This is a genomic window from Pseudomonas sp. GW821-FHT02H09, assembly GCF_059421425.1.
Genome location: NZ_JBWKVA010000015.1, coordinates 81,386 through 98,960 on the forward strand (window position 1 = coordinate 81,386; position 17,575 = coordinate 98,960).

Below are 17,575 nucleotides of genomic sequence, written 5' to 3' on the forward strand. Positions count from 1 at the left end.
CTCTGAACGGTTTACGTCCCTCAAGAACAACTCGCATATCGGTCAGCTAGTTGGGCACCGCGCAACGCCCGGAGACGTCTGATCCTCCGGCTCTATAACAATGACAAAAAGAGCGATGCCATGCGTACGATCGATGTATCAGCCCTGATTGACGGGGCACGTTTCAACGCCTTCCATGCACGCGTACTGTTCTGGTGTGCGCTAATCATCATCTTCGACGGCTATGACTTGGTGATCTATGGGGTCGTGTTGCCCTCGTTGATGACCGAGTGGGGGCTGAGCTCATTACAAGCTGGAGCGCTGGGTAGCTGTGCGCTGGTAGGAATGATGTTGGGTGCGCTGTTTTTCGGATCATTGTCGGACCGGATAGGCAGACGTAAAGTCATCATGATGTGCGTAACACTTTTCAGCGGTGTCACAGCAATCAACGGCTTGGCGCAGAGCCCAGAGGCATTTGCGTTGTGCCGGTTTGTTGCCGGCCTGGGGATCGGTGGGGTCATGCCCAACGTTGTCGCGTTGATGAACGAGTACGCACCCAGGAAATCCCGCAGCACCTTGGTCGCCGTCATGTTCAGTGGTTACTCGCTAGGGGGGATGCTGTCCGCCGGACTGGGCATGGTGCTGATTCCTCAGTGGGGATGGCAAGCGGTGTTCTATGTGGCCTTGATTCCACTGTTGGCAGTGCCACTGTTGGTACGGCAGTTGCCCGAATCGATGGATTTTCTTCTGCGCACCGGGCAGACGGTCAAGGCCCAGACGTTACTGACGCAGGCCGTACCGAGTTATGTGCCCGGCGCAATCGATCAGTTGAACCGGATAGTCGCTAAAGGCACGAACGTATCGATTGCGCAGTTGTTCCGGGACGGGCGCAAGTTGAGCACCTTCATGCTGTGGCTGGCGTTTTTCTGTTGCCTGTTGATGGTCTATGCATTGAGCTCCTGGTTGCCAAAACTCATGAGCGCCGCAGGATACGGCTTGAACTCGAGCCTGGCGTTTCTGGTGGCGCTGAACATTGGCGCGATTATCGGAGCGGTAGCCGGTGGGTGGCTTGGCGATCGAATAGGCATCGCAAAGGTCTTGTTCGCCTTCTTCGGTTGCGGTGCTTTGGCCCTGAGCCTGCTCGCACTCAAGGCCCCATTACCTGTGCTCTATTTACTCATCGCTGTTGCCGGGGCGTGCACCATCGGCACGCAAATCCTGGCCAACGCTTGCACCGTGCAATATTACCCGCCGCAGATACGGGCCACAGGCCTCGGTTGGGCGATGGGTGTTGGTCGCACGGGTGCAATCATTGGTCCTCTGCTGGGCGGCGCGCTGCATGCCTCATCGTTGCCGCTGCAGGCAAGCTTCCTCATCTTCGCAATACCAGGATTGGTTGGAGCAGTAGCCATTCTGGTCTTCTTGATGCAAAACGCTGCGAGCCGTCAGATCACATCGTCCAGGCAGGCTATACCGCAGTAATAGCAGCAGAAAAAAGACGAGTTCCGTTAAGGGCTCGTCGTATCTGAAAGATATACAGCTTGTAGAGCATGCTGGCGAAAAGTCCGGATTAAAAAATGAAGATATGACGACGGGTTTGCATTGCTCTGCTGAGTAATATTCACACTGGTAATGCCTGGTATGGGAGTTACGGTATTTATCAATAGCACTCAGATGGCGATGATCTGGTTACTCCAATAACAACCAGCCTCATGGGTACCTTGCTATGTATAACTCTCAATCTACCTTGCACATCGGTATTGTCGGCGGTGGTATCGCTGGCGTGGCATTGGCACTGGATCTGTGCCGCCACTCCCATCTCAACGTGCAGTTATTCGAATCGGCACCCGCCTTTGGCGAGGTCGGTGCAGGTGTTTCCTTCGGCGCCAATGCCGTTCGTGCCATCGCTGGTCTGGGCATTGCCGAACCCTACCGGCAGATCGCCGACCGCACGCTTGATCCCTGGCAGGATATTTGGTTCGAATGGCGCCGCGGCGAGGATGCCGGCTACCTGGGCGCGAGTCTTGCCGAAGGGGTAGGGCAGTCTTCGGTGCACCGTGCTGATTTTCTCGACGCTCTGGCCAGCCAGTTGCCCGACGGTATCGCCCAATTTGGCAAGCGTGCGGTGAGCGTGGAACAGGATGCCGAACAGGCCCGCGTGCTGTTCACCGATGGCAGCGAACACCGCTGCGACCTGTTAATCGCCGCTGACGGCATCAAGTCTTCGATTCGTGATCATGTGCTCCAAGGCCTCGGCCAGCCCCTTGCGGCGCCGCGCTTCAGCGGTACCTGCGCCTACCGAGGAATGATCGACAGCCAACAATTGCGCGCTGCCTATCGGGCTCGGGGTGTCGATGAACACCTTGTCGACGTTCCGCAGATGTATCTGGGGCTCGATGCACACATCCTCACATTCCCGGTCAAGCAAGGCCGGCTGATCAACGTAGTGGCCTTCATTTCCGACCGCAGTCGGCCTGACCCATCCTGGCCGAGTGATTCCCCATGGGTTCGTAATGCCAGCCAGGAAGAAATGCTTGCGGCCTTCACCGATTGGGGCGATGCCGCGCGAGTGCTGCTCGAGTGCATTCCGGCACCGACCCTTTGGGCTCTGCATGAACTTGAAGAGCTGTCGGGTTACGTGCACGGCCGTGTAGGGCTGATCGGAGATGCGGCCCACGCGATGTTGCCGCACCAGGGCGCTGGCGCAGGGCAGGGGTTGGAAGATGCCTGGCTTTTGGCCCGATTGCTGGCCGACCCACAGGTTCTGGCGAGCCGGCCACAGGCGGTGCTAGAGGTCTATGACGCTATTCGTCGTCCACGTGCCTGTCGTGTGCAACGCACCTCCTGGGAAGCCGGCGAGCTCTATGAACTGCGTGATCCGGCAGTAGCCGATAACGAGCAATTGCTGGGCAAAACCCTTGCAGAACGTTTCGATTGGCTGTGGGATCACGATCTGCAGTCCGACCTGCAAGAGGCTCGTGAGCAATTGGGCTGGAAAGTACTCGCCTGAGACTTGAACCGGCTTTCGTCCGCAGACACCCATAACATCAGGTGAATGATCATGACATTGAATATTTCTCAGACCCCCGAAATAAGGAAGAGGGTGTTTTAGACATAGAACCTAGTGACACACAGCCCGAGGCGGGTAATGGAAGTGGTTGTGAGTCGATAAGCGACTGCCAGCGATGTCAGGGTTTTTTGCCTCTGTGTCGCTGGCAGGATGCGAGGCGAACTACCTTGGTGTCCGCTGTTTTAATGACTATGCAAACTCGAGCACGTCTTCGTCGGCGGCCATTTGTTGGTCGCTCTTAAGCACCACTTCCTCGACAAGGATGACATCTTGGTCGGCATGCTCCCCAAACCCTGGAATTGAGCGGGTACGTGACCTGGTTGGAAATGGTGCCGCTGACACTGCTTATAAAAGCGTCTCTGTCTGCCAGCAGGCAGCATACGGAACTGCTAGTGTTAAGTCCGCATGCCGTCAAAGTCTCTGCAGTCGGGTGGGGTGTGAGCCGCAGTTTTGTTCGTGACCAAGCGCTACACCTGCCGCTGTGGTTCGTTGGCAGTGGTGTAATCCAAGATCCTCCTAATCCATCGAATGGCACTTAATCCAGGGGAAAAATCATGGCGAAGGTACTGGTTCTCTATTACTCAATGTACGGTCACCTCGAAACGATGGCTGGCGCAGTGGCCGAAGGCGCACGATCCGTCCCCGGCACCGACGTGACGCTCAAGCGTGTCGCTGAAACCATCCCGGCCGAACAGGCAGCAGCCATCGGCGTCAAACTTGACCAGAAGGCACCGGTGGCGACACCTGACGAGCTGGCCAATTACGATGCCATCATCTTTGGTACACCGACGCGCTTTGGCAATATGGCGGGACAGATGCGCACGTTTCTCGACCAGACCGGCGGACTGTGGATGAGCGGCGCGCTGGTCGGGAAAATCGGCAGTGTCTTTGCGTCGACCGGCACCCAGCACGGTGGCCAGGAAACCACTATTACGTCGTTCCACAGCACACTCCTGCATCAGGGGATGGTCATCGTGGGTGTGCCTTACACCTGCGCAGGGCTGACCAACATGAGCGAGATCACCGGCGGTACGCCCTATGGCGCGACCACCCTGGCAGGCGCCGACGGTAAACGGCAACCGTCACAAAATGAACTGGATATTGCGCGTTTCCAGGGTAAACACGTCGCTGAGCTTGCAATAAAGATCGCGGGTTAACGCAAGCACGTAAATGGGCACATGTTGCAGGACAGGAGTCGAGCTTCGCTGGCCTGTGTAACGCCGGGGCGGATTTCACCATCGTGCTGCTGATGCTCGCTGGTGGCGAGGCGATTCTGCTGGCCTTGCCAGCGAAAGCCTTGCGCGTCGGTAGTCATTGAAGAAGACGTAAGCGTTTTTGGATTCAAAGGAGCGACGCTCTAGCGAGGTCGCTCCTCATCCCGTCAGTCAAACTGACCTCCAAGGCTCTGCGTTTGCAGGTGCGCGGGAGCTGGAACATCGAAGAGCTGGCGACGCATTACAGCGAGTTCATTCAGCTGTTCCGGCCACTCTGGAAAACGCTTCGCGAGCAAGAGCATTTGCAACCATCCGACTGCTTTCTGGCGCGGACTCTGCTTGTTCATGAGTCCGTGCCTTCACAGCAGATGTCACTTGAAGGTCTTCTGCATCATGGAAATGACCAGTGCAACACTGGCTACCACGATGACAGCCCAAAAGTATTCCATGCTTGCGACCAGGGTTGATTGTTGGTGCAGGGATTGTGCAAGCATCGACACCGAAATCTGGCTGGCCGGGCCCGCGCCTACGGCAGGGGTGAGTGCCTGAGCCAGTATTTGAGTCTGTTCCAGATAGAGCGGATCGCCTGAGCTGAAATGCCCGTTGAGGTTGTTGTATTGCAAGGTGGTTCGCCATTGCAGAAACAAGGTGGCAACGGTGGTGCCGAGTGCCATGGCAATCTGCCCCAACATACTTTTGATCTGATAGGCATGGGCGAACAACGTGTCATGGTGTGTCACATCACGAAATGTCTGCATGGCCGCCGTGGCGAGCACCAGCATTACGAAGCTGCCGTTAAGCACCAGCGCAGGCAAGATGTTCGACCACATATTGGCGTCGGGGGGCAGGGATGACAACAACACGCCAAAGCAGATCAGGGCACTGAATCCGGCTATGAAGAACTTCTTGGGAGCCGGGTACTTTGGAATGACGATGGCCATGACGATCCATGTCAACAACGCGCCGGCCAGACCGAAGGCCTGGAACGTACCGATGGTATCCCAGGAGTATCCCAGCGCCGTTTGCAGGAAATACGGCAAGATGTAGTTGTTGCTGCCTAGCACAATGTAGGTGAAGCAGAACAACGTAACCCCGAGGGTGTAGCGAGACTGCATCAAGTCTCTGACCTTGAGGAAAGGCGCCTCTTTACCGTGTTCGGCGTGGAAGAAGATATACACGCCCAGGGCGGCCAGCAGCGCGAAGACGATGAGGATAAGGGTCTCGTTGTAAAAGTCATAGTAGGAGCGCTGGAGCACATACAGCAGGAAGAAAGTGCTGACGGATAACAACAGGATGTTCGCTGGGCTGGAGGGCGTCCGGTCATCTTCGTGAATCGGTGTGTTGGGCAAGAAGCGTGTGCAGAGCACAGCCGCCGCCGACGCACCGGCGATCAGTAGCCAGAAGATTGCGTGCCATGTGTCCTCGACCACTACCAGTGATGAAAGAAAGGGCGCTACTGCTGTACCACTGGCCAGGCCTGTGGCGAATACTTTTACCCCGACGAATCGCCCAGGACCCGGTGGAAGCAGGTTGACCATCAGGCGCGCGGAGGTCATGAACGATGCGCCTCCCAACGCCATGATCACGCGGCCGGCGGTGAAAGTGGTCAGGTCACTGCTAACGCCGCACACGAACGCCCCCAACACGTAAATGCTGATGGAGCCAAGCATGAAGTTGCGCCAGCCGAGCCGTTCCACCAGCCAGCGCTGTTTTGATATGACCACCACCGCGATACACGCATAGAGCGCTGCAACCAGGGTGAATTCTTCAGGGCTGGCGTCGATCTCACCGCGGATGGGAGCCGAGGCAAAGGCGATCATGCCGGCCTGCAGATACTCCAATGCGCACAGCAGTCCTACGGTCATCAACAGGGCTGCGTTTTTCCGGTACATGAAATACCCCGTCAAGGTTTCAGAAGATTGGCATATTGGCCACGGTCATCGTTGGCGCTGATCACTTGCTCTACGACATCATTGGCGTCCTTGAGCTCATTTTCAAAGACGTTGGTGCTGTAAGCCGGCTGTGCGGGAGGCTTTTTGTTGAGCACCTGCCCACTGGTGTCGGTGGTATCGACGGACACGCGCATGGAAAGGCCAAGGCGCAGCGGGTTGTCGGCGACCTCCTGCGGTTGCAGCGCGATTCGTACGGGCACGCGCTGGGTCACCTTGATCCAGTTACCCGTGGCGTTCTGGGCGGGCATCAACGAGAACGCGCTGCCGGTGCCGGCATCCAGGCCTACGATGGAACCGTGAAATACCACCTTGCGGCTGTAGGCATCGGCACGCAGAACCACAGGTTGTCCAATACGCAAATCCTGGATCTGCGATTCCTTGAAGTTGGCGTTCACCCATACCTGGTCAATTGGTACGACCGACATAAGGGCCACGCCCGGATTGATTCGCTGGCCAACCTGCACGCTACGTTTGGTGATCACGCCGGTAACCGGCGAGTAGATTTGCGTGCGATGCAGGGAAATGCAGGCATCGCGCAAATTGGCGGCGGCTACCAGCACATCGGGATGGGTACGTAACGTCGTGTTATCGACCATGGCCAGGCGAACGGCCAGTGCCTGCCGGGTACCGTCGAGGCCCGCCAGGGCGTTTTTAAGCACCTCCTCGGCGTGGCTGATCTCTTCACGGGAAACAGCGCCGCTGGTGGCAAGCTGACTGCGTCGGCGTACATCGTCCTGGGCCTTGCGTACGTCGTTTTGTCGTTGGCTGACTTCAGCCTCCAGTTGTTGCACCTGGTAATACTGGGTACGTGCCTGGCGCACGGCGCGGGCAAGGTTGGATTTCGCGCGCTCATATTGGATCTCGGCATCCACAGCATTGAGCGTGACCAGTGGCGAATGGGCATCGACATGGTCGGTGTTATCGCCGCTGATCACCGTGACGGTGCCGCTGACCTGGGAGGTCACCTGAACGATGTTGCCGTCCACATAGGCATCGTCGGTAGATTCGGTGCCAAGTCCTAACAGGTACCAGATTCCCAAGGTTGCCATTAACAGCACGATGCCCAAGATCAGCAGAAACTGGGGGCGATAGGAAGCTTTGGATTGAGCGGGATCGACGGGGGAGGGCGTTTGGGTGGTCATGATTTATCAGCTACGGTTGGGAGTGCAGAGGCGGTGGTGGGGAACTCGGGGCGGTAGCCACCCCCCAGCGCCCGGCTCAGATTGGCTTGAAGTGAAAGCGCGCGGGACTGCAACGTGACCAGTTGACGTTTCTGGGTCAGTGTCGCGTTCTCGGTGGCCAGCACTTGCAGGTAAGTGGCCAGCCCCGCGCCATAGCGCAGGTTGACCAGATCGGCGGCGGCCTGGGCTGTATTGACTGCTTCAATCTGCTGGGCCAGGCGCTCTTTCAACCAACGCAGCGAAGACAATTGATCGGCGATGTCACGTAGCGCGTCGATGACGGTCTGGTTGTAGTTTTCAACGGCCAGGTCGTAAGCCGCATCCTGAGCATCCAGATTGCCGCGCAAGCGACCACCCTCGAAGATGGGTAGGCTGATCGCCGGCGAAAAACCGAGAATTCGACTGCTGTGATCATTGAAGGTGTCGAACGCAAGGCTTTGCAAGCCAATAAAGGACGTGAGGTTCACGTTTGGGTAAAACCGGGCTTTGGCCACTTCAATCTCATGCCCCGTCGCCTCTACGCGCCAGCGTTGAGCGACCACGTCGGGACGGTGCCCGACAAGCTCGGCAGGAATATGGCTGGGTAATGCGATGGTGTTGCTTGCCTGCATGTGGGGGCGGGCAATCGAGCGTCCACGGTCAGGTCCCTTGCCCAGTAAAGAGGCGAGCTTGTTCTGGTTCAGCTCAATCACTTCTTTGAGGCCTGCAATGTTGGCTCGGCTGGCGGGCAACGAGGCTTGGGATTGCTTGATATCGATTTGTGTGCCCAATTCGGCGGTAAAGCGTTGCTGCGTCAGCTTTTCAATGTGGACTTGTTGGTCGAGTAACGCTTGAGCAACGTCAAGTTGCTCATAAGTGTCCTGCAAGTCGATATAGGTCTGCACGATGGACACTGACAGCATTAGCGCAGCCGCGCGGCTATCGACCTCTAATGCATGTCGGCGCCCCACGGCGGCTTCAACGGCAGAGCGATTCTTACCCCAGAAATCCAGTTCGTACCCGACATTCAGTGTCGCCTGGTCGACATTTTGCCAAGTGCCTTTCACGGGGGCAGGCGTGGTGCCGTTAGCACTGAAGCGTTCGCGGGTGGTGCTTGCTGCTGCGTCAATACGTGGTAGCAGTGAGGCACCTTCGATGGACTCCAGGGCGCCGGCCTGGCGCACACGAGCGGCGGCGGAGCGCAGTGTCGGACTCTCTGCGAGCGCCTCTTCAACCAAGGTGTTGAGCTGCGCATCCTTGAAACTGGTCCACCAGGTTTCGGTTGGCCAAGCGGCAGGCGATAACGTGATGCCGCTATTGGCCAGGGTTTCACCGGCATCCCTGGGTGAGAGCATTCTGGACTGGGGCTTCAAGTCGCTGAAAGAGCAACCGGCAAGCAGGATCAGCAGGACAGCGGCTAACGCTTGGGCGGCAAAGGGACATCTGGATCGCACGTCCGTTAGCTCCTCATTTTTTCGACTGTTCATGAACGGTATTCTCTGGTGTAAAGACTGACTTGCAGCGACAAAAGGTGACCGGTTGGAAGCGCGATAAAGCTAATAAAAACTAACAGTGTCGTTATGGGCAAAAAAAAGATCCTGGTCCCCCCACCGACTATCGAACTCTCAAGCCCTTGACGATCACCGCGACCGAATTGTCGATGTCGTCAAGATTCTCCAGGTTCGCGGTAACCAGATGCAGCCAGGACATGCCTGTGAGCATCGAGACGGCAACTTCCACCGCAGGACCGTCGACAATTTCCCCTGCGCTTACTGCTCTGGCGAATATCTTGCGCAAAGTACGTTCGCGGCGCGGTAGAAATTCTTCTCGGAATTCCGCAATGGCCTTTGAATCCAGCTGAATTTCAATGAAGAAACTGCGAAGGGTTTCCCCGGCGCTTGAAGACCGCCACCAACTCCAAAGCGAGCGTAAATGCTCAATCAGATCCTGTTCCAGATTCCCGGTGTCGGGGGAGGTGACGAACGTCAATGCGGCGCGCTCGTATACATCCCTCAACAAGGCGCCTTTGCTGCGCCACCACCGATAGATGGTCGGCTTGCTTGACCCGGCGCGCTCGACAAGTGCGTCCATGGTGAACGCTCGATACCCTTGCTCTTCAAGAATAGCGGCGGCCGCTTCCAGGATGGCCTCGGTGCTTTGCGGGCTGCGTACCGCGCCAATCGAGGATCGGCTGCGCGGTTTGGCAAGCGTGGACTTGGTGGTCTTTTGGGTCATGGGCTTGGCGATGCTCGAAATCGGCTTTTGAGTGACTCGTGAAGTCTATAGAAACCAACAGTGTTTATACAAGGGCGTTTTTCCAGAGGCAACTTAGGGCGGAAGTAAATCCTCAGCTTTTTGCTTCAAGGCGTTGCTTAAAAAGCAATAGTCATTTGCGATTCAAGCGGATTGTGGCTCCGAAACCCTCAAGTTAGCATCAATGCACCTTAGAAATTCATCAGACCTCTAGCGTGAGTTCAAGGCGTCCCGCGTCACCTGACTGCCTCTCGGCTAATCATCATCCCACTCATTAAATTATGGACACTCCAATGTCGAAACTCTTCGAAGAGTTCCGCTTGGGCGACACCACGCTCAAGAACCGTGGTCACCCGAATCGTCGGTGAATTCGCGCAAGCGGCCGAAAATGCGATCGAGGCGAGCTTTGATGGTGTGGAGATTCATGGTGCCAACGGTTACCTGTTCGAGCAGTTCATGAATCCATTGGTCAATGATCGTACAGACCAGTACGGCGCTGGTAAGTTGGCAAATCGTCTTCGGTTCACCCTGGAAGTCATTGACGCGGTGGTTGCCCGGATTGGGGCAGGCCGTGTGGGCATACGTATTTCGCCCTATGGGCAGCTCTTTGACAGTAAGCGGCTGGGCATCACAGGTTGCGCGACGGCCCCCAGTTATGCGGCAGCAACTCTGTAACTGCGCTCGGCAGCTGCGTCGGCAGGCGCGTGAGAACGTCCTTCAGGCAAGCATTTGGATCGTGCCAATCGAGCCTTGCCGACTGGATCAAACTCATGATCGCAACCGCGCGTTTGTCGCTGCGTAACGACCCCGAGAACAGCCTGTTCGCCTGTCCACGTGCCCTATGCATCCCTGCGACAGCAGCAGTTAACGCTCCCTGAAAATCGACTGTTGCTATTAGATAAACTCTGACTGTAGCTACCGCCATATCAATAGTTCGCTTACCGTCGTCGCTCAAGCCTACGGAGTGATGCCCATGCCGGATGCAGCCAATCTCTATCTATTCATTGTCGCCGCCATGCTCCTGTTAATCGTTCCGGGCCCGAACATGGCTTTTGTGACCAGCCATGCGTTGGCCCACGGTTGGCGTGCGGGCTTCGCTGCCGCTCTTGGTATTTCCTTCTCTGACTTGCTGATGACCGCTTTGGTTAGCGCAGGTATTGGCGCTATGGTAATGAGCTGGGCACCAGCGTTCGAAGTACTCCGCTTGGCCGGGGCGTGTTATCTCATATGGATCGCCTGGCAAGCTTTAAAAACGCCAGCAGTGACTCAGGGCACTCAACCTCAGTTGGCTTCCTTGTGGAAAATCTTCGCCCGAGGCACCCTCAACAGCCTCTTGAATCCTAAGGCGCTTTTGTTCTTTATGGTATTCCTGCCTCAATTCGTCAGCGTAACAACCGGCGATGTTAGCCTCCAATTAATGTTCCTTGGAGCGCTGCTTGCGCTGATCGCGCTAATCTTCCATGCCGTACTTGGGATGTGTGCCGGGCAGCTAAGAGGGAAACTGGGCAGCGGCAGGATCTCCAAGCGTCTTCGGACGTATGGTTTTGCTGGGGTGATGGCAGCGTTAGCGGCACGCTTGTTGTTTCTTGACCGCCCGCTTTGACGCAGTGCAGGACAGAGCGGGGGGACGCGCCCGGCAAATACACTCAAGCCCGCGCCCCCCGCGCTTACCATCCCAGGTTGCGGGTGCCACGATGAACCTCCCCAGTTCGACATTTCTGGATAAGCGTCCGCTCAACACACCTTGTGTAATGTAACCGTCCGGTGAAGGCGCCTACCTGTACTGAGCAGGATCTGCAATGAGGTGCAGTCGCCCCGAACCTCACCGCGCAACGGTCTAGATAGGATCCTGAACATTGCTGGCAGGGTCAGCTATGGATGCGTAGGACGTCCCAAGGTAAGGTACGGTCGTCACGCTTGGGTTGATAAGGATTCGCCAAGCAGTGAGTAAGGATAACTTCACAAGGAATTGTCAGTGTACCCACCCGCGTTCCCCCATGACCCTATCACTCCTATTTTCCACAACGTTTACCTAGTTCATGGCAGCATCAGGATCGGCCCTGGAATGCGTATGAACCGAAACATGGTCATTGTCAAAAGTGGCGATGAATTGACCCTCATCAACCCGGTGCGCCTGAGCGATGCCGCACTTAGTCAGCTGGATGCGCTAGGTAATGTTCGCCATGTCCTGCGTCTAGGAGATTTCCATGGTCTAGACGATCGGTTTTACGTTGACCGATATCAGGCGGAGTTCTGGTGCCAATCTCGACCGGAGACTTACAAGGTGCCTATGGCAAACCATGTGATCAACGCCGCAGCGTCTCCGCCGATGCCTGATGCACAGTTTTTCGTGTATGAAGCGGCCAAATACCCTGAGGCGTGCCTTTTGCTGAAGAATCTAAAACTGCTCATCGCCACGGATAGCATTCAATATTGGGCCGACTGGAGTTACACGACTTTCCTTAGCAGATGCATACTTCGAATGATGGGTTTTAAGCTGACGCTACTTATTGGCGGCCCTTGGCTGAAACGCGTCACGCCGGAGGGGGGCAGCCTTGCCGCCGACTTCGAGAGGCTTCTGAGGCTTGATTTCGAACATGTCGTAGGCGCTCACGGCCAACTCTTGCATGACGCAGCCAAACCTATGCTTGAAGCGGCAATTGCTAAGACATTGCCAGATTGAGCAGGCGATAGCTGGCTTCCGACAAGCGTGCGACCGAATCGCTCGACGTTAGTCAGGCCGGTATCCACCGATGCGGCAGCAGCTGCTCGATCTCACTCGCGCGCTGGGTTGGCAGCCGCATCGTCCGTCTGCCGAACCCACCTTCCTGATGCTTACGCTTAGGGCGATGGAGTCCATCTATTGAGATGCCCTCTCTCGTCGGGCAAACTCCGGTTGCCTCATTGGCCGATAACAGGAGTTTACGGATGCCATTTCCACTGACGGAACATAATGCCTTGTTGGCCCTAAAGGGCGTGGGGCCGGCCGTTATCGCTCGCCTTGAGCAGATGGGCATTGACTCGCTAGCTGTGCTCAGCAAAGCGAATGTTTGTGACATCCTGGCTCAGGCATCGGCAGCAGTGGGATCGACTTGCTGGAAGAATAGCCCCCAAGCTCGGGCCGCCATTAACGCGGCCATTGAGCTTGCGAAGGACTCTCAGTTGAGCACACCTGGTGCGTAAAGCTGATCGCTTATTTCAATTGGTAAATCTGATTCGTGTCCATCAGCCAATCTCTGCTGAACGACTGGCTAGCCGAGTCGGAGTTTCCGTTCGCTCAATCTATCGATACATCGACGACCTTTCCTTCAGTGGAATCCCAATCTATGGTACCGCTGGCGTGGGATATGCCTTGGATGCCGATTTTGAGATGCCGCCTTTAACGTTGAACAAGCTCGAACTGGATGCATTGATGCTCGGGATGGAAATGCTTTCAGCTTCCGCCGATAACGAACTAAGTGCTGCTGCGGGGATGTTGTTGAGCAAAATCTCAGCGTCCATAGTCCATCACAAGGTTGACCCCAGCACGGCAAAAATCAGGGCACTTGGAGCAACACCTTCCTCAACGCGTGCCCATTTGGCAACCCTTCGAAATGCCATCGAAAACACTCAGGCGCTGAAGATAATTTATACCAGCTTGGACGGTGTGGTTTCGCAACGTCTCATTTCTCCCCTTGGCCTTTTCTACTGGGGAGGAAAGTGGACGGTTGGAAGCTGGTGTAGTGCCAAGGCGGCTTACCGCGATTTTCGGGTCGATCGCATAGCCTCCATCGCTATTGCCCAACAACCATCACCCGACAATCCTGCCCTTGATCTCCAAGCGTATATGAAGCACCAGGCAAGCCAGTGGAAAGCGATCACCACTACTGACACTACGCTGTCAGTATGAGGCACTGATAATTGGGACTCCCTAACACACAGAAGGTCATCCCTATGCAGCGCTCATCTCATGTACTCGAATTAGCCATTTTCAAGGTCAAACAGGAATGCGTTGCGCAAGTGCCTGTGCTCCGCGCAGGTCTTCGTGAAACGTTAAAGACCTTCCCTGGTTTGATCGAGTACCGCGCCTACTGCCCTATGAGCGACGACCGAATCTTCGCGGACTTAGCAATGTGGGACAGTCTTGAGAACGCACAAAAAGTGGCAAAGGCGTTCAACGATGGAGATCCGAGATTCTCTGAGTATATGCACGCTATTGAAAACCTGACGTTCATGAGCCACCTCGTTCCAGAGATGAGTTGACCCCGACGGACTGTCAGAGCAGGCAAGCGACACCGATGCCTTTGCTGTCAGGCATCGTTGTCGTCACTTCCAGTGTAAGTGTTCTCAGATCACCTATTGCTAGGTTCCGGGCTGCGAACTGACGTTATATGGTAAAACCGTTTCGAAAAAACGTATCGTCCGCCCTCACACCTTGCGTGACTAAACGGGCGTCCACCTATGCGGCAGTAACTCCGTAATTTCACTCGCCCGCTGCGTCGGCAGGCGCGTGAGGACGTCCTTCAGGTAAGCATATGGATCATGCCCGTAGTGCCACGCGGCGGCTGGATTTCAATGCAGATATTCGGTGATGCAGCTTGCGAATTTGCTCCGGCTAGCTTCATGGGTAACGGAATAAAAGCAGGTTGCAGCTCCGTGCTTTTTTGCGTTTGCAGCCGAATCCATTTGTGGACAAGGTTCGCGTTGAGGCTATGGCTCAGCGCGACGCTGGCAATCGAGGCACCGGGCTGGTCGTACTCTTGAATGACCTGGACTTTGAAGGATTTGGAGTAGGAACGGCGTTGTGGCTGCATGAAATACCCGCTTAAAAGGCTAGAACTGGTGCCCACTTAAATTTAAGTGCACACCATGTCTTGGCTTTGCAGGGTTGGGTAGATGACTTGGGCGGACGGATACAAACTAACTCTCTACCTGGCCAACGAAAGCAGCAAGAACACGCCGGCTTTGCATCAGGGCTTCGAGTCTCTCTTCCAACCTTTCCAGTTCGTCACGCAAAGCAGAGCGCACTGCGGCGCATGGATGAAAACGAGGTGTATCGTCAATCATGCAAGGCAGCACCATACGAATGGTTTCCAGCCTGAGCCCTGCGCGGTTTAGCTGGCATATGGCGTGCGCTGTTCTTAAATCCTGATCGCTGTAGGACCGATACCCGGTGGTTGATCGTTGCGGGCAGAGCAGCGCTTGTTCTTCGTAATAGCGCAGCATTCGCTCGCTGGCCCCGGTCAGCCGAGACACCTCGCTAATTCGCATCGCGTTTTCCTTGACCTTCACAGTGCTGTCAGGGTTCAGACTGATGTCTTGTTTCCTGAAAAGAGTTGGTATTCCCAAATGATCAGTTTCCTGAAAGCTGCTTCGCTGACTTGCATTGTCGCCGTGTTTTGCATCTATGGTCTGCCGGCTACTGCCTCCAGCAAGCCCCTCATGCCAATTGTCTACATCCTTCATGGCTACGCAGCCTCCGCAGACGATCACTGGTTTGCGTGGCTTCAGAACAGCCTGGCCGAACGAGGTATCGAGGCACACATACTGTCTTTACCCGACTCGAGCCATCCGTCATCGAAAGCTTGGGCAGACTATCTCGACCAGACGATTACCCGCGAGGATCGTGAGACATTTTTTGTCGCGCACAGTCTTGGCTGTATCGCGCTACTCAGGTACTTACAGCGTCAGCCGGCGGGAACCCGGATCGGTGGGATGCTATTGGTGTCGGGCTTTTCCGCAAAGCTTCCCTCCCTCCCGCAACTTGATGACTTTGTCAGTCCCCCTGTGGATTACAACGCAATCATACAAAAAGTCGACAATCGTCGCGTGATCGCAGCCCAGGATGATCCGATAGTTCCTTACGCGTTAAGTGCCTCACTCGCCATACAGCTGAAGTCGCCTTTAATGTCAGTGGAGCATGGCGGTCATTTTCTGGCTTCTGATGGATTCGTGCGGATGCCGCAAGTGCTGGTGGGGCTGCTGCCGATGATCGAGCACTAGAGTTTGCACAATAAAATCCGGCGTCCGGAGAGCCTTGACGATTACGTCACTGAAACCAACCCAGTGCGCGTTGTTTGTCTATGAACTCTGAACTGCATCCAGTCGAGTTGTAAGCAAGAGCGAGAGGTCCAGCTCAACGTCGAACTAATGTGGCTGACCGGGTGGAACGATCTCGACGACCTGAAGGCTGATGCCCTTGAGTCCGTTGACGCAACAATTGCGCGCAGGAATAAAGCGCGGCTTTCGTCGCGCAGTAGCTGGTGATGACGGTCTTGGGTACAAACCCCGCAGTGGAGGTGACGTTCGGGATCGCGCCACGGGGTTGTTTCAACAGGAAGGTATGGGGATACCTCACAGGAATGCTTAAATTGCCGCCCGCAATTCCCGTGGCGACAGACCATAGTGCGAGCGAAAGCGCACTGCAAAACGTGAGGCCGAGGCGTAACCGCAGGCAGCGGCGATTTCACCGATGGGGCGAGACGTGGTTTGCAACCATTGCAACGCCATGGCTAGTCGGACGTTTTCCAGAATGTTCCTGAAGCTGTCACCTTCATTGGCCAGTTGGCGACGCAAAGTCGATTCACCAAGGTTTAGCTGTTGTGCGACGCTTGCAACAGTCCATTCCCTGGCTGGGTTGCCCATTACTAGCTGCTGCACACGTTCGCAAAGTGGATCGTTGCGATTCATCAGTAGCGGGCCGGCCAGGCCGGAAAGGCCCAAGCTCAGAAGGACGGCCTCCCCATAGAGTGTGCGTAATGCGTCTGGGGCATTGGCACTGATGGAGGCCAATAACTGATCCCATGCCTGTGTTGTATGTCTATCCAGAAGGACACATAGGTCCGTCTTCAAGGCTCGACTACGATGACTCATGATCTGCTGGCCATATCGAGCGCTGAAGTTACGCAGTGTCGAGCTGGGAAAGGTCACTGCATCGGCGATGTAGTGACCGTAAAGGCCGGGGAGGTTGGAAATTCCCAGTTCGCACCCTGCCGGCATCAGCAATAGATGTTGTGGTCCTGCACGCATCTCCCGCTCGTCCCACTGCAACAGCTTTTCTCCCTGCCGCACTCGACACAAGGTGGTAACGAATATCGGCACCCTTTGTAAGGTATGGGGCTGCCGAGCCCGGATTACGCAACCCTCGATGAAGTTTTCTCGGTGCTGGATGCTGGCAGGAGGGTGCATCGTTCCTAACGTCCGTAAGTGGAAGTGATTGTGGCTTTGGCCAGGGTATTGGCATTAAGCATGTAGCCAACCAAGGCGCCGCTGGCCTGCTCGTCGAGCGGTAGCTTATCTACTTTCAATGCCCATACGGTGAATTGATAGCGATGGGGCTTATCCCCGACTGGTGGGCAAGCTCCACCAAATCCCGACTGACCATAATCGGTCCGCCCTTGTACTGCACCAATAGGCAGGTTCGACCCCACTCCTCTTGGCAAGCTGCTGGTTGAAGCAGGTATGTTGACCACAGTCCAATGCCACCAGCCGCTGCCGGTCGGCGCATCAGGATCGTAGACCGTGATCGCGTAGCTTTTAGTACCTGCAGGGGCGTTACTCCAGGAAAGCTCAGGAGAGGTATTCCCCCCCTCGCAACCGAAGCCTTGGAATACTTCAAGATTGGTCAGCGGTCGGTTTTCAGCAATATCCCGGCTGGTCAGCGAGAAATCGGCAGCGTATCCGCTGAGAGCTACTGCCATAGATAGGGCCGGCAGGATTAATCTGATTTTCATTGCGATCTCATCTGCATCTTAGAGTGAAACCCGAGTCTAGGTAGATCAAAGGGTGGTTACTGTGCCGAAATGCTCGATAGCTGTGCCGAAACGCTCGATTAGTTTGTACTGGGAAACATCATTCGCCGGTTGCAGCGTGAAGCCAAACTCAGCCGCCCTTTGCTCGATGGGTTTAGGGAGAGCCGAGGTCTCCCTGATCATGTGCAACGGCGAAACGTTGCGTCTAACCCCTACC

Annotated in this window: 18 protein-coding genes and 5 pseudogenes; 12 read left to right on the forward strand and 11 right to left on the reverse strand. The window is 55.8% G+C overall.

What is annotated here, in order from left to right:
• Positions 1 to 120: 120 nt before the first annotated feature.
• From AC07VR_RS20040 to AC07VR_RS20055, 4 genes and pseudogenes are all read left to right on the forward strand, one after another.
• Positions 121 to 1,461 carry an MFS transporter gene (locus tag AC07VR_RS20040; protein ID WP_495012302.1) on the forward strand — a complete coding sequence of 447 codons (1,341 nt, stop codon included), beginning with the start codon at positions 121 to 123 and terminating at the stop codon, positions 1,459 to 1,461.
• Between the two features lie 244 nt (positions 1,462 to 1,705).
• Positions 1,706 to 2,989, forward strand: a complete 1,284-nt coding sequence (gene salA / locus AC07VR_RS20045) for a salicylate 1-monooxygenase (protein WP_495012303.1) — start codon at positions 1,706 to 1,708, stop codon at positions 2,987 to 2,989.
• A gap of 614 nt (positions 2,990 to 3,603) precedes the next feature.
• Positions 3,604 to 4,206, forward strand: a complete 603-nt coding sequence (gene wrbA / locus AC07VR_RS20050) for an NAD(P)H:quinone oxidoreductase (protein WP_123359376.1) — start codon at positions 3,604 to 3,606, stop codon at positions 4,204 to 4,206.
• A gap of 233 nt (positions 4,207 to 4,439) precedes the next feature.
• A pseudogene (locus tag AC07VR_RS20055) lies at positions 4,440 to 4,613 on the forward strand (PaaX family transcriptional regulator C-terminal domain-containing protein); the annotation flags it as partial.
• Positions 4,614 to 4,634: 21 nt separating this feature from the next.
• On the opposite strand, the gene AC07VR_RS20060 reads toward AC07VR_RS20055, so the two are convergent.
• From AC07VR_RS20060 to AC07VR_RS20075, 4 genes are all read right to left on the reverse strand, one after another.
• Positions 4,635 to 6,155, reverse strand: a complete 1,521-nt coding sequence (locus tag AC07VR_RS20060) for an MFS transporter (protein ID WP_495012304.1) — start codon at positions 6,153 to 6,155, stop codon at positions 4,635 to 4,637.
• Positions 6,156 to 6,166: 11 nt separating this feature from the next.
• On the reverse strand, positions 6,167 to 7,357 hold the full coding sequence (locus AC07VR_RS20065; protein ID WP_494991644.1) for an HlyD family secretion protein: 1,191 nt from the start codon (positions 7,355 to 7,357) through the stop codon (positions 6,167 to 6,169).
• Positions 7,354 to 8,862, reverse strand: a complete 1,509-nt coding sequence (locus tag AC07VR_RS20070; protein ID WP_495012305.1) for an efflux transporter outer membrane subunit — start codon at positions 8,860 to 8,862, stop codon at positions 7,354 to 7,356. The genes AC07VR_RS20065 and AC07VR_RS20070 overlap by 4 nt, the downstream gene beginning before the upstream one ends.
• A 127-nt stretch (positions 8,863 to 8,989) precedes the next feature.
• Positions 8,990 to 9,610 carry a TetR/AcrR family transcriptional regulator gene (locus AC07VR_RS20075; RefSeq protein ID WP_494991642.1) on the reverse strand — a complete coding sequence of 207 codons (621 nt, stop codon included), beginning with the start codon at positions 9,608 to 9,610 and terminating at the stop codon, positions 8,990 to 8,992.
• A gap of 366 nt (positions 9,611 to 9,976) precedes the next feature.
• On the opposite strand from AC07VR_RS20075, the pseudogene AC07VR_RS20080 reads away from it, so the two are divergent.
• A pseudogene (locus AC07VR_RS20080) lies at positions 9,977 to 10,240 on the forward strand (oxidoreductase); the annotation flags it as partial.
• A 16-nt stretch (positions 10,241 to 10,256) separates the two neighbouring features.
• Here AC07VR_RS20080 and AC07VR_RS20085 read toward each other — a convergent pair.
• Positions 10,257 to 10,466, reverse strand: a pseudogene (locus AC07VR_RS20085) (transposase domain-containing protein); the annotation flags it as partial.
• A 135-nt stretch (positions 10,467 to 10,601) separates the two neighbouring features.
• On the opposite strand from AC07VR_RS20085, the gene AC07VR_RS20090 reads away from it, so the two are divergent.
• The 5 genes from AC07VR_RS20090 (at position 10,602) to AC07VR_RS20110 (ending at position 13,870) form a co-directional block, all read left to right on the forward strand.
• Positions 10,602 to 11,231 carry a LysE family translocator gene (locus AC07VR_RS20090; RefSeq protein ID WP_495012306.1) on the forward strand — a complete coding sequence of 210 codons (630 nt, stop codon included), beginning with the start codon at positions 10,602 to 10,604 and terminating at the stop codon, positions 11,229 to 11,231.
• Positions 11,232 to 11,699: 468 nt separating this feature from the next.
• Complete coding sequence (locus AC07VR_RS20095; protein ID WP_495012307.1) at positions 11,700 to 12,311, forward strand: hypothetical protein; 612 nt, start codon at positions 11,700 to 11,702, stop codon at positions 12,309 to 12,311.
• Positions 12,312 to 12,556: 245 nt separating this feature from the next.
• A complete protein-coding gene (locus tag AC07VR_RS20100) occupies positions 12,557 to 12,811 on the forward strand; it encodes a helix-hairpin-helix domain-containing protein (protein ID WP_494991639.1) in 255 nt (84 codons plus the stop codon).
• Positions 12,804 to 13,517: a helix-turn-helix transcriptional regulator gene (locus AC07VR_RS20105; protein ID WP_494991638.1), complete on the forward strand. Its 714-nt coding sequence runs from the start codon at positions 12,804 to 12,806 to the stop codon at positions 13,515 to 13,517. The genes AC07VR_RS20100 and AC07VR_RS20105 overlap by 8 nt, the downstream gene beginning before the upstream one ends.
• Positions 13,518 to 13,561: 44 nt before the next feature.
• The gene (locus AC07VR_RS20110) at positions 13,562 to 13,870 is read left to right on the forward strand and encodes a hypothetical protein (RefSeq protein WP_494991637.1); all 309 of its coding nucleotides are present in this window, start codon (positions 13,562 to 13,564) and stop codon (positions 13,868 to 13,870) included.
• Positions 13,871 to 14,050: 180 nt separating this feature from the next.
• Here the strand turns inward: AC07VR_RS20110 and AC07VR_RS20115 are convergent.
• The 3 genes and pseudogenes from AC07VR_RS20115 to AC07VR_RS20125 all read right to left on the reverse strand — a co-directional run.
• Positions 14,051 to 14,155 (reverse strand): annotated as a pseudogene (locus AC07VR_RS20115) (transposase domain-containing protein); the annotation flags it as partial.
• A complete protein-coding gene (locus AC07VR_RS20120) occupies positions 14,131 to 14,421 on the reverse strand; it encodes a transposase (RefSeq protein WP_495012308.1) in 291 nt (96 codons plus the stop codon). The gene AC07VR_RS20120 and the pseudogene AC07VR_RS20115, both read right to left, overlap by 25 nt.
• A 106-nt stretch (positions 14,422 to 14,527) precedes the next feature.
• Positions 14,528 to 15,073, reverse strand: coding sequence for a MerR family transcriptional regulator (locus tag AC07VR_RS20125; RefSeq protein ID WP_495012309.1), 546 nt, complete (start codon positions 15,071 to 15,073; stop codon positions 14,528 to 14,530).
• Between AC07VR_RS20125 and AC07VR_RS20130 the strand changes: the two genes are divergently transcribed.
• Positions 15,050 to 15,610, forward strand: a complete 561-nt coding sequence (locus AC07VR_RS20130; protein WP_495012310.1) for an RBBP9/YdeN family alpha/beta hydrolase — start codon at positions 15,050 to 15,052, stop codon at positions 15,608 to 15,610. The two genes, AC07VR_RS20125 and AC07VR_RS20130, sit on opposite strands and share 24 nt — an antisense overlap.
• Positions 15,611 to 15,613: 3 nt before the next feature.
• A pseudogene (locus AC07VR_RS20135) lies at positions 15,614 to 15,772 on the forward strand (hypothetical protein); the annotation flags it as partial.
• Here the strand turns inward: AC07VR_RS20135 and AC07VR_RS20140 are convergent.
• The 3 genes from AC07VR_RS20140 to AC07VR_RS20150 are packed head-to-tail and all read right to left on the reverse strand — an operon-like array spanning position 15,744 to position 17,340.
• On the reverse strand, positions 15,744 to 15,965 hold the full coding sequence (locus AC07VR_RS20140) for an SDR family NAD(P)-dependent oxidoreductase (protein WP_495012311.1): 222 nt from the start codon (positions 15,963 to 15,965) through the stop codon (positions 15,744 to 15,746). The pseudogene AC07VR_RS20135 and the gene AC07VR_RS20140 overlap by 29 nt on opposite strands.
• An 8-nt stretch (positions 15,966 to 15,973) precedes the next feature.
• Positions 15,974 to 16,795 (reverse strand): helix-turn-helix transcriptional regulator, encoded by an 822-nt coding sequence (locus AC07VR_RS20145; protein ID WP_494991634.1) that lies wholly within the window; start codon positions 16,793 to 16,795, stop codon positions 15,974 to 15,976.
• 5 nt (positions 16,796 to 16,800) lie between these two features.
• Positions 16,801 to 17,340 (reverse strand): kinase inhibitor, encoded by a 540-nt coding sequence (locus AC07VR_RS20150; RefSeq protein WP_494991633.1) that lies wholly within the window; start codon positions 17,338 to 17,340, stop codon positions 16,801 to 16,803.
• Positions 17,341 to 17,575 lie beyond the last annotated feature (235 nt).

Excerpts from the sequence above, each read along its gene's own strand:
- AC07VR_RS20040 (WP_495012302.1), top strand. The coding sequence starts at position 121 with ATGCGTACGATCGATGTATCAGCCCTGATTGACGGGGCACGTTTCAAC.
- salA (WP_495012303.1), top strand. The coding sequence starts at position 1,706 with ATGTATAACTCTCAATCTACCTTGCACATCGGTATTGTCGGCGGTGGT.
- wrbA (WP_123359376.1), top strand. The coding sequence starts at position 3,604 with ATGGCGAAGGTACTGGTTCTCTATTACTCAATGTACGGTCACCTCGAA.
- AC07VR_RS20060 (WP_495012304.1), bottom strand. The coding sequence starts at position 6,155 with ATGTACCGGAAAAACGCAGCCCTGTTGATGACCGTAGGACTGCTGTGC.
- AC07VR_RS20065 (WP_494991644.1), bottom strand. The coding sequence starts at position 7,357 with ATGACCACCCAAACGCCCTCCCCCGTCGATCCCGCTCAATCCAAAGCT.
- AC07VR_RS20070 (WP_495012305.1), bottom strand. The coding sequence starts at position 8,862 with ATGAACAGTCGAAAAAATGAGGAGCTAACGGACGTGCGATCCAGATGT.
- AC07VR_RS20075 (WP_494991642.1), bottom strand. The coding sequence starts at position 9,610 with ATGACCCAAAAGACCACCAAGTCCACGCTTGCCAAACCGCGCAGCCGA.
- AC07VR_RS20090 (WP_495012306.1), top strand. The coding sequence starts at position 10,602 with ATGCCGGATGCAGCCAATCTCTATCTATTCATTGTCGCCGCCATGCTC.
- AC07VR_RS20095 (WP_495012307.1), top strand. The coding sequence starts at position 11,700 with ATGAACCGAAACATGGTCATTGTCAAAAGTGGCGATGAATTGACCCTC.
- AC07VR_RS20100 (WP_494991639.1), top strand. The coding sequence starts at position 12,557 with ATGCCATTTCCACTGACGGAACATAATGCCTTGTTGGCCCTAAAGGGC.
- AC07VR_RS20110 (WP_494991637.1), top strand. The coding sequence starts at position 13,562 with ATGCAGCGCTCATCTCATGTACTCGAATTAGCCATTTTCAAGGTCAAA.
- AC07VR_RS20120 (WP_495012308.1), bottom strand. The coding sequence starts at position 14,421 with ATGCAGCCACAACGCCGTTCCTACTCCAAATCCTTCAAAGTCCAGGTC.
- AC07VR_RS20130 (WP_495012310.1), top strand. The coding sequence starts at position 15,050 with ATGCCAATTGTCTACATCCTTCATGGCTACGCAGCCTCCGCAGACGAT.
- AC07VR_RS20125 (WP_495012309.1), bottom strand. The coding sequence starts at position 15,073 with ATGAAGGATGTAGACAATTGGCATGAGGGGCTTGCTGGAGGCAGTAGC.
- AC07VR_RS20145 (WP_494991634.1), bottom strand. The coding sequence starts at position 16,795 with ATGCACCCTCCTGCCAGCATCCAGCACCGAGAAAACTTCATCGAGGGT.
- AC07VR_RS20150 (WP_494991633.1), bottom strand. The coding sequence starts at position 17,340 with ATGAAAATCAGATTAATCCTGCCGGCCCTATCTATGGCAGTAGCTCTC.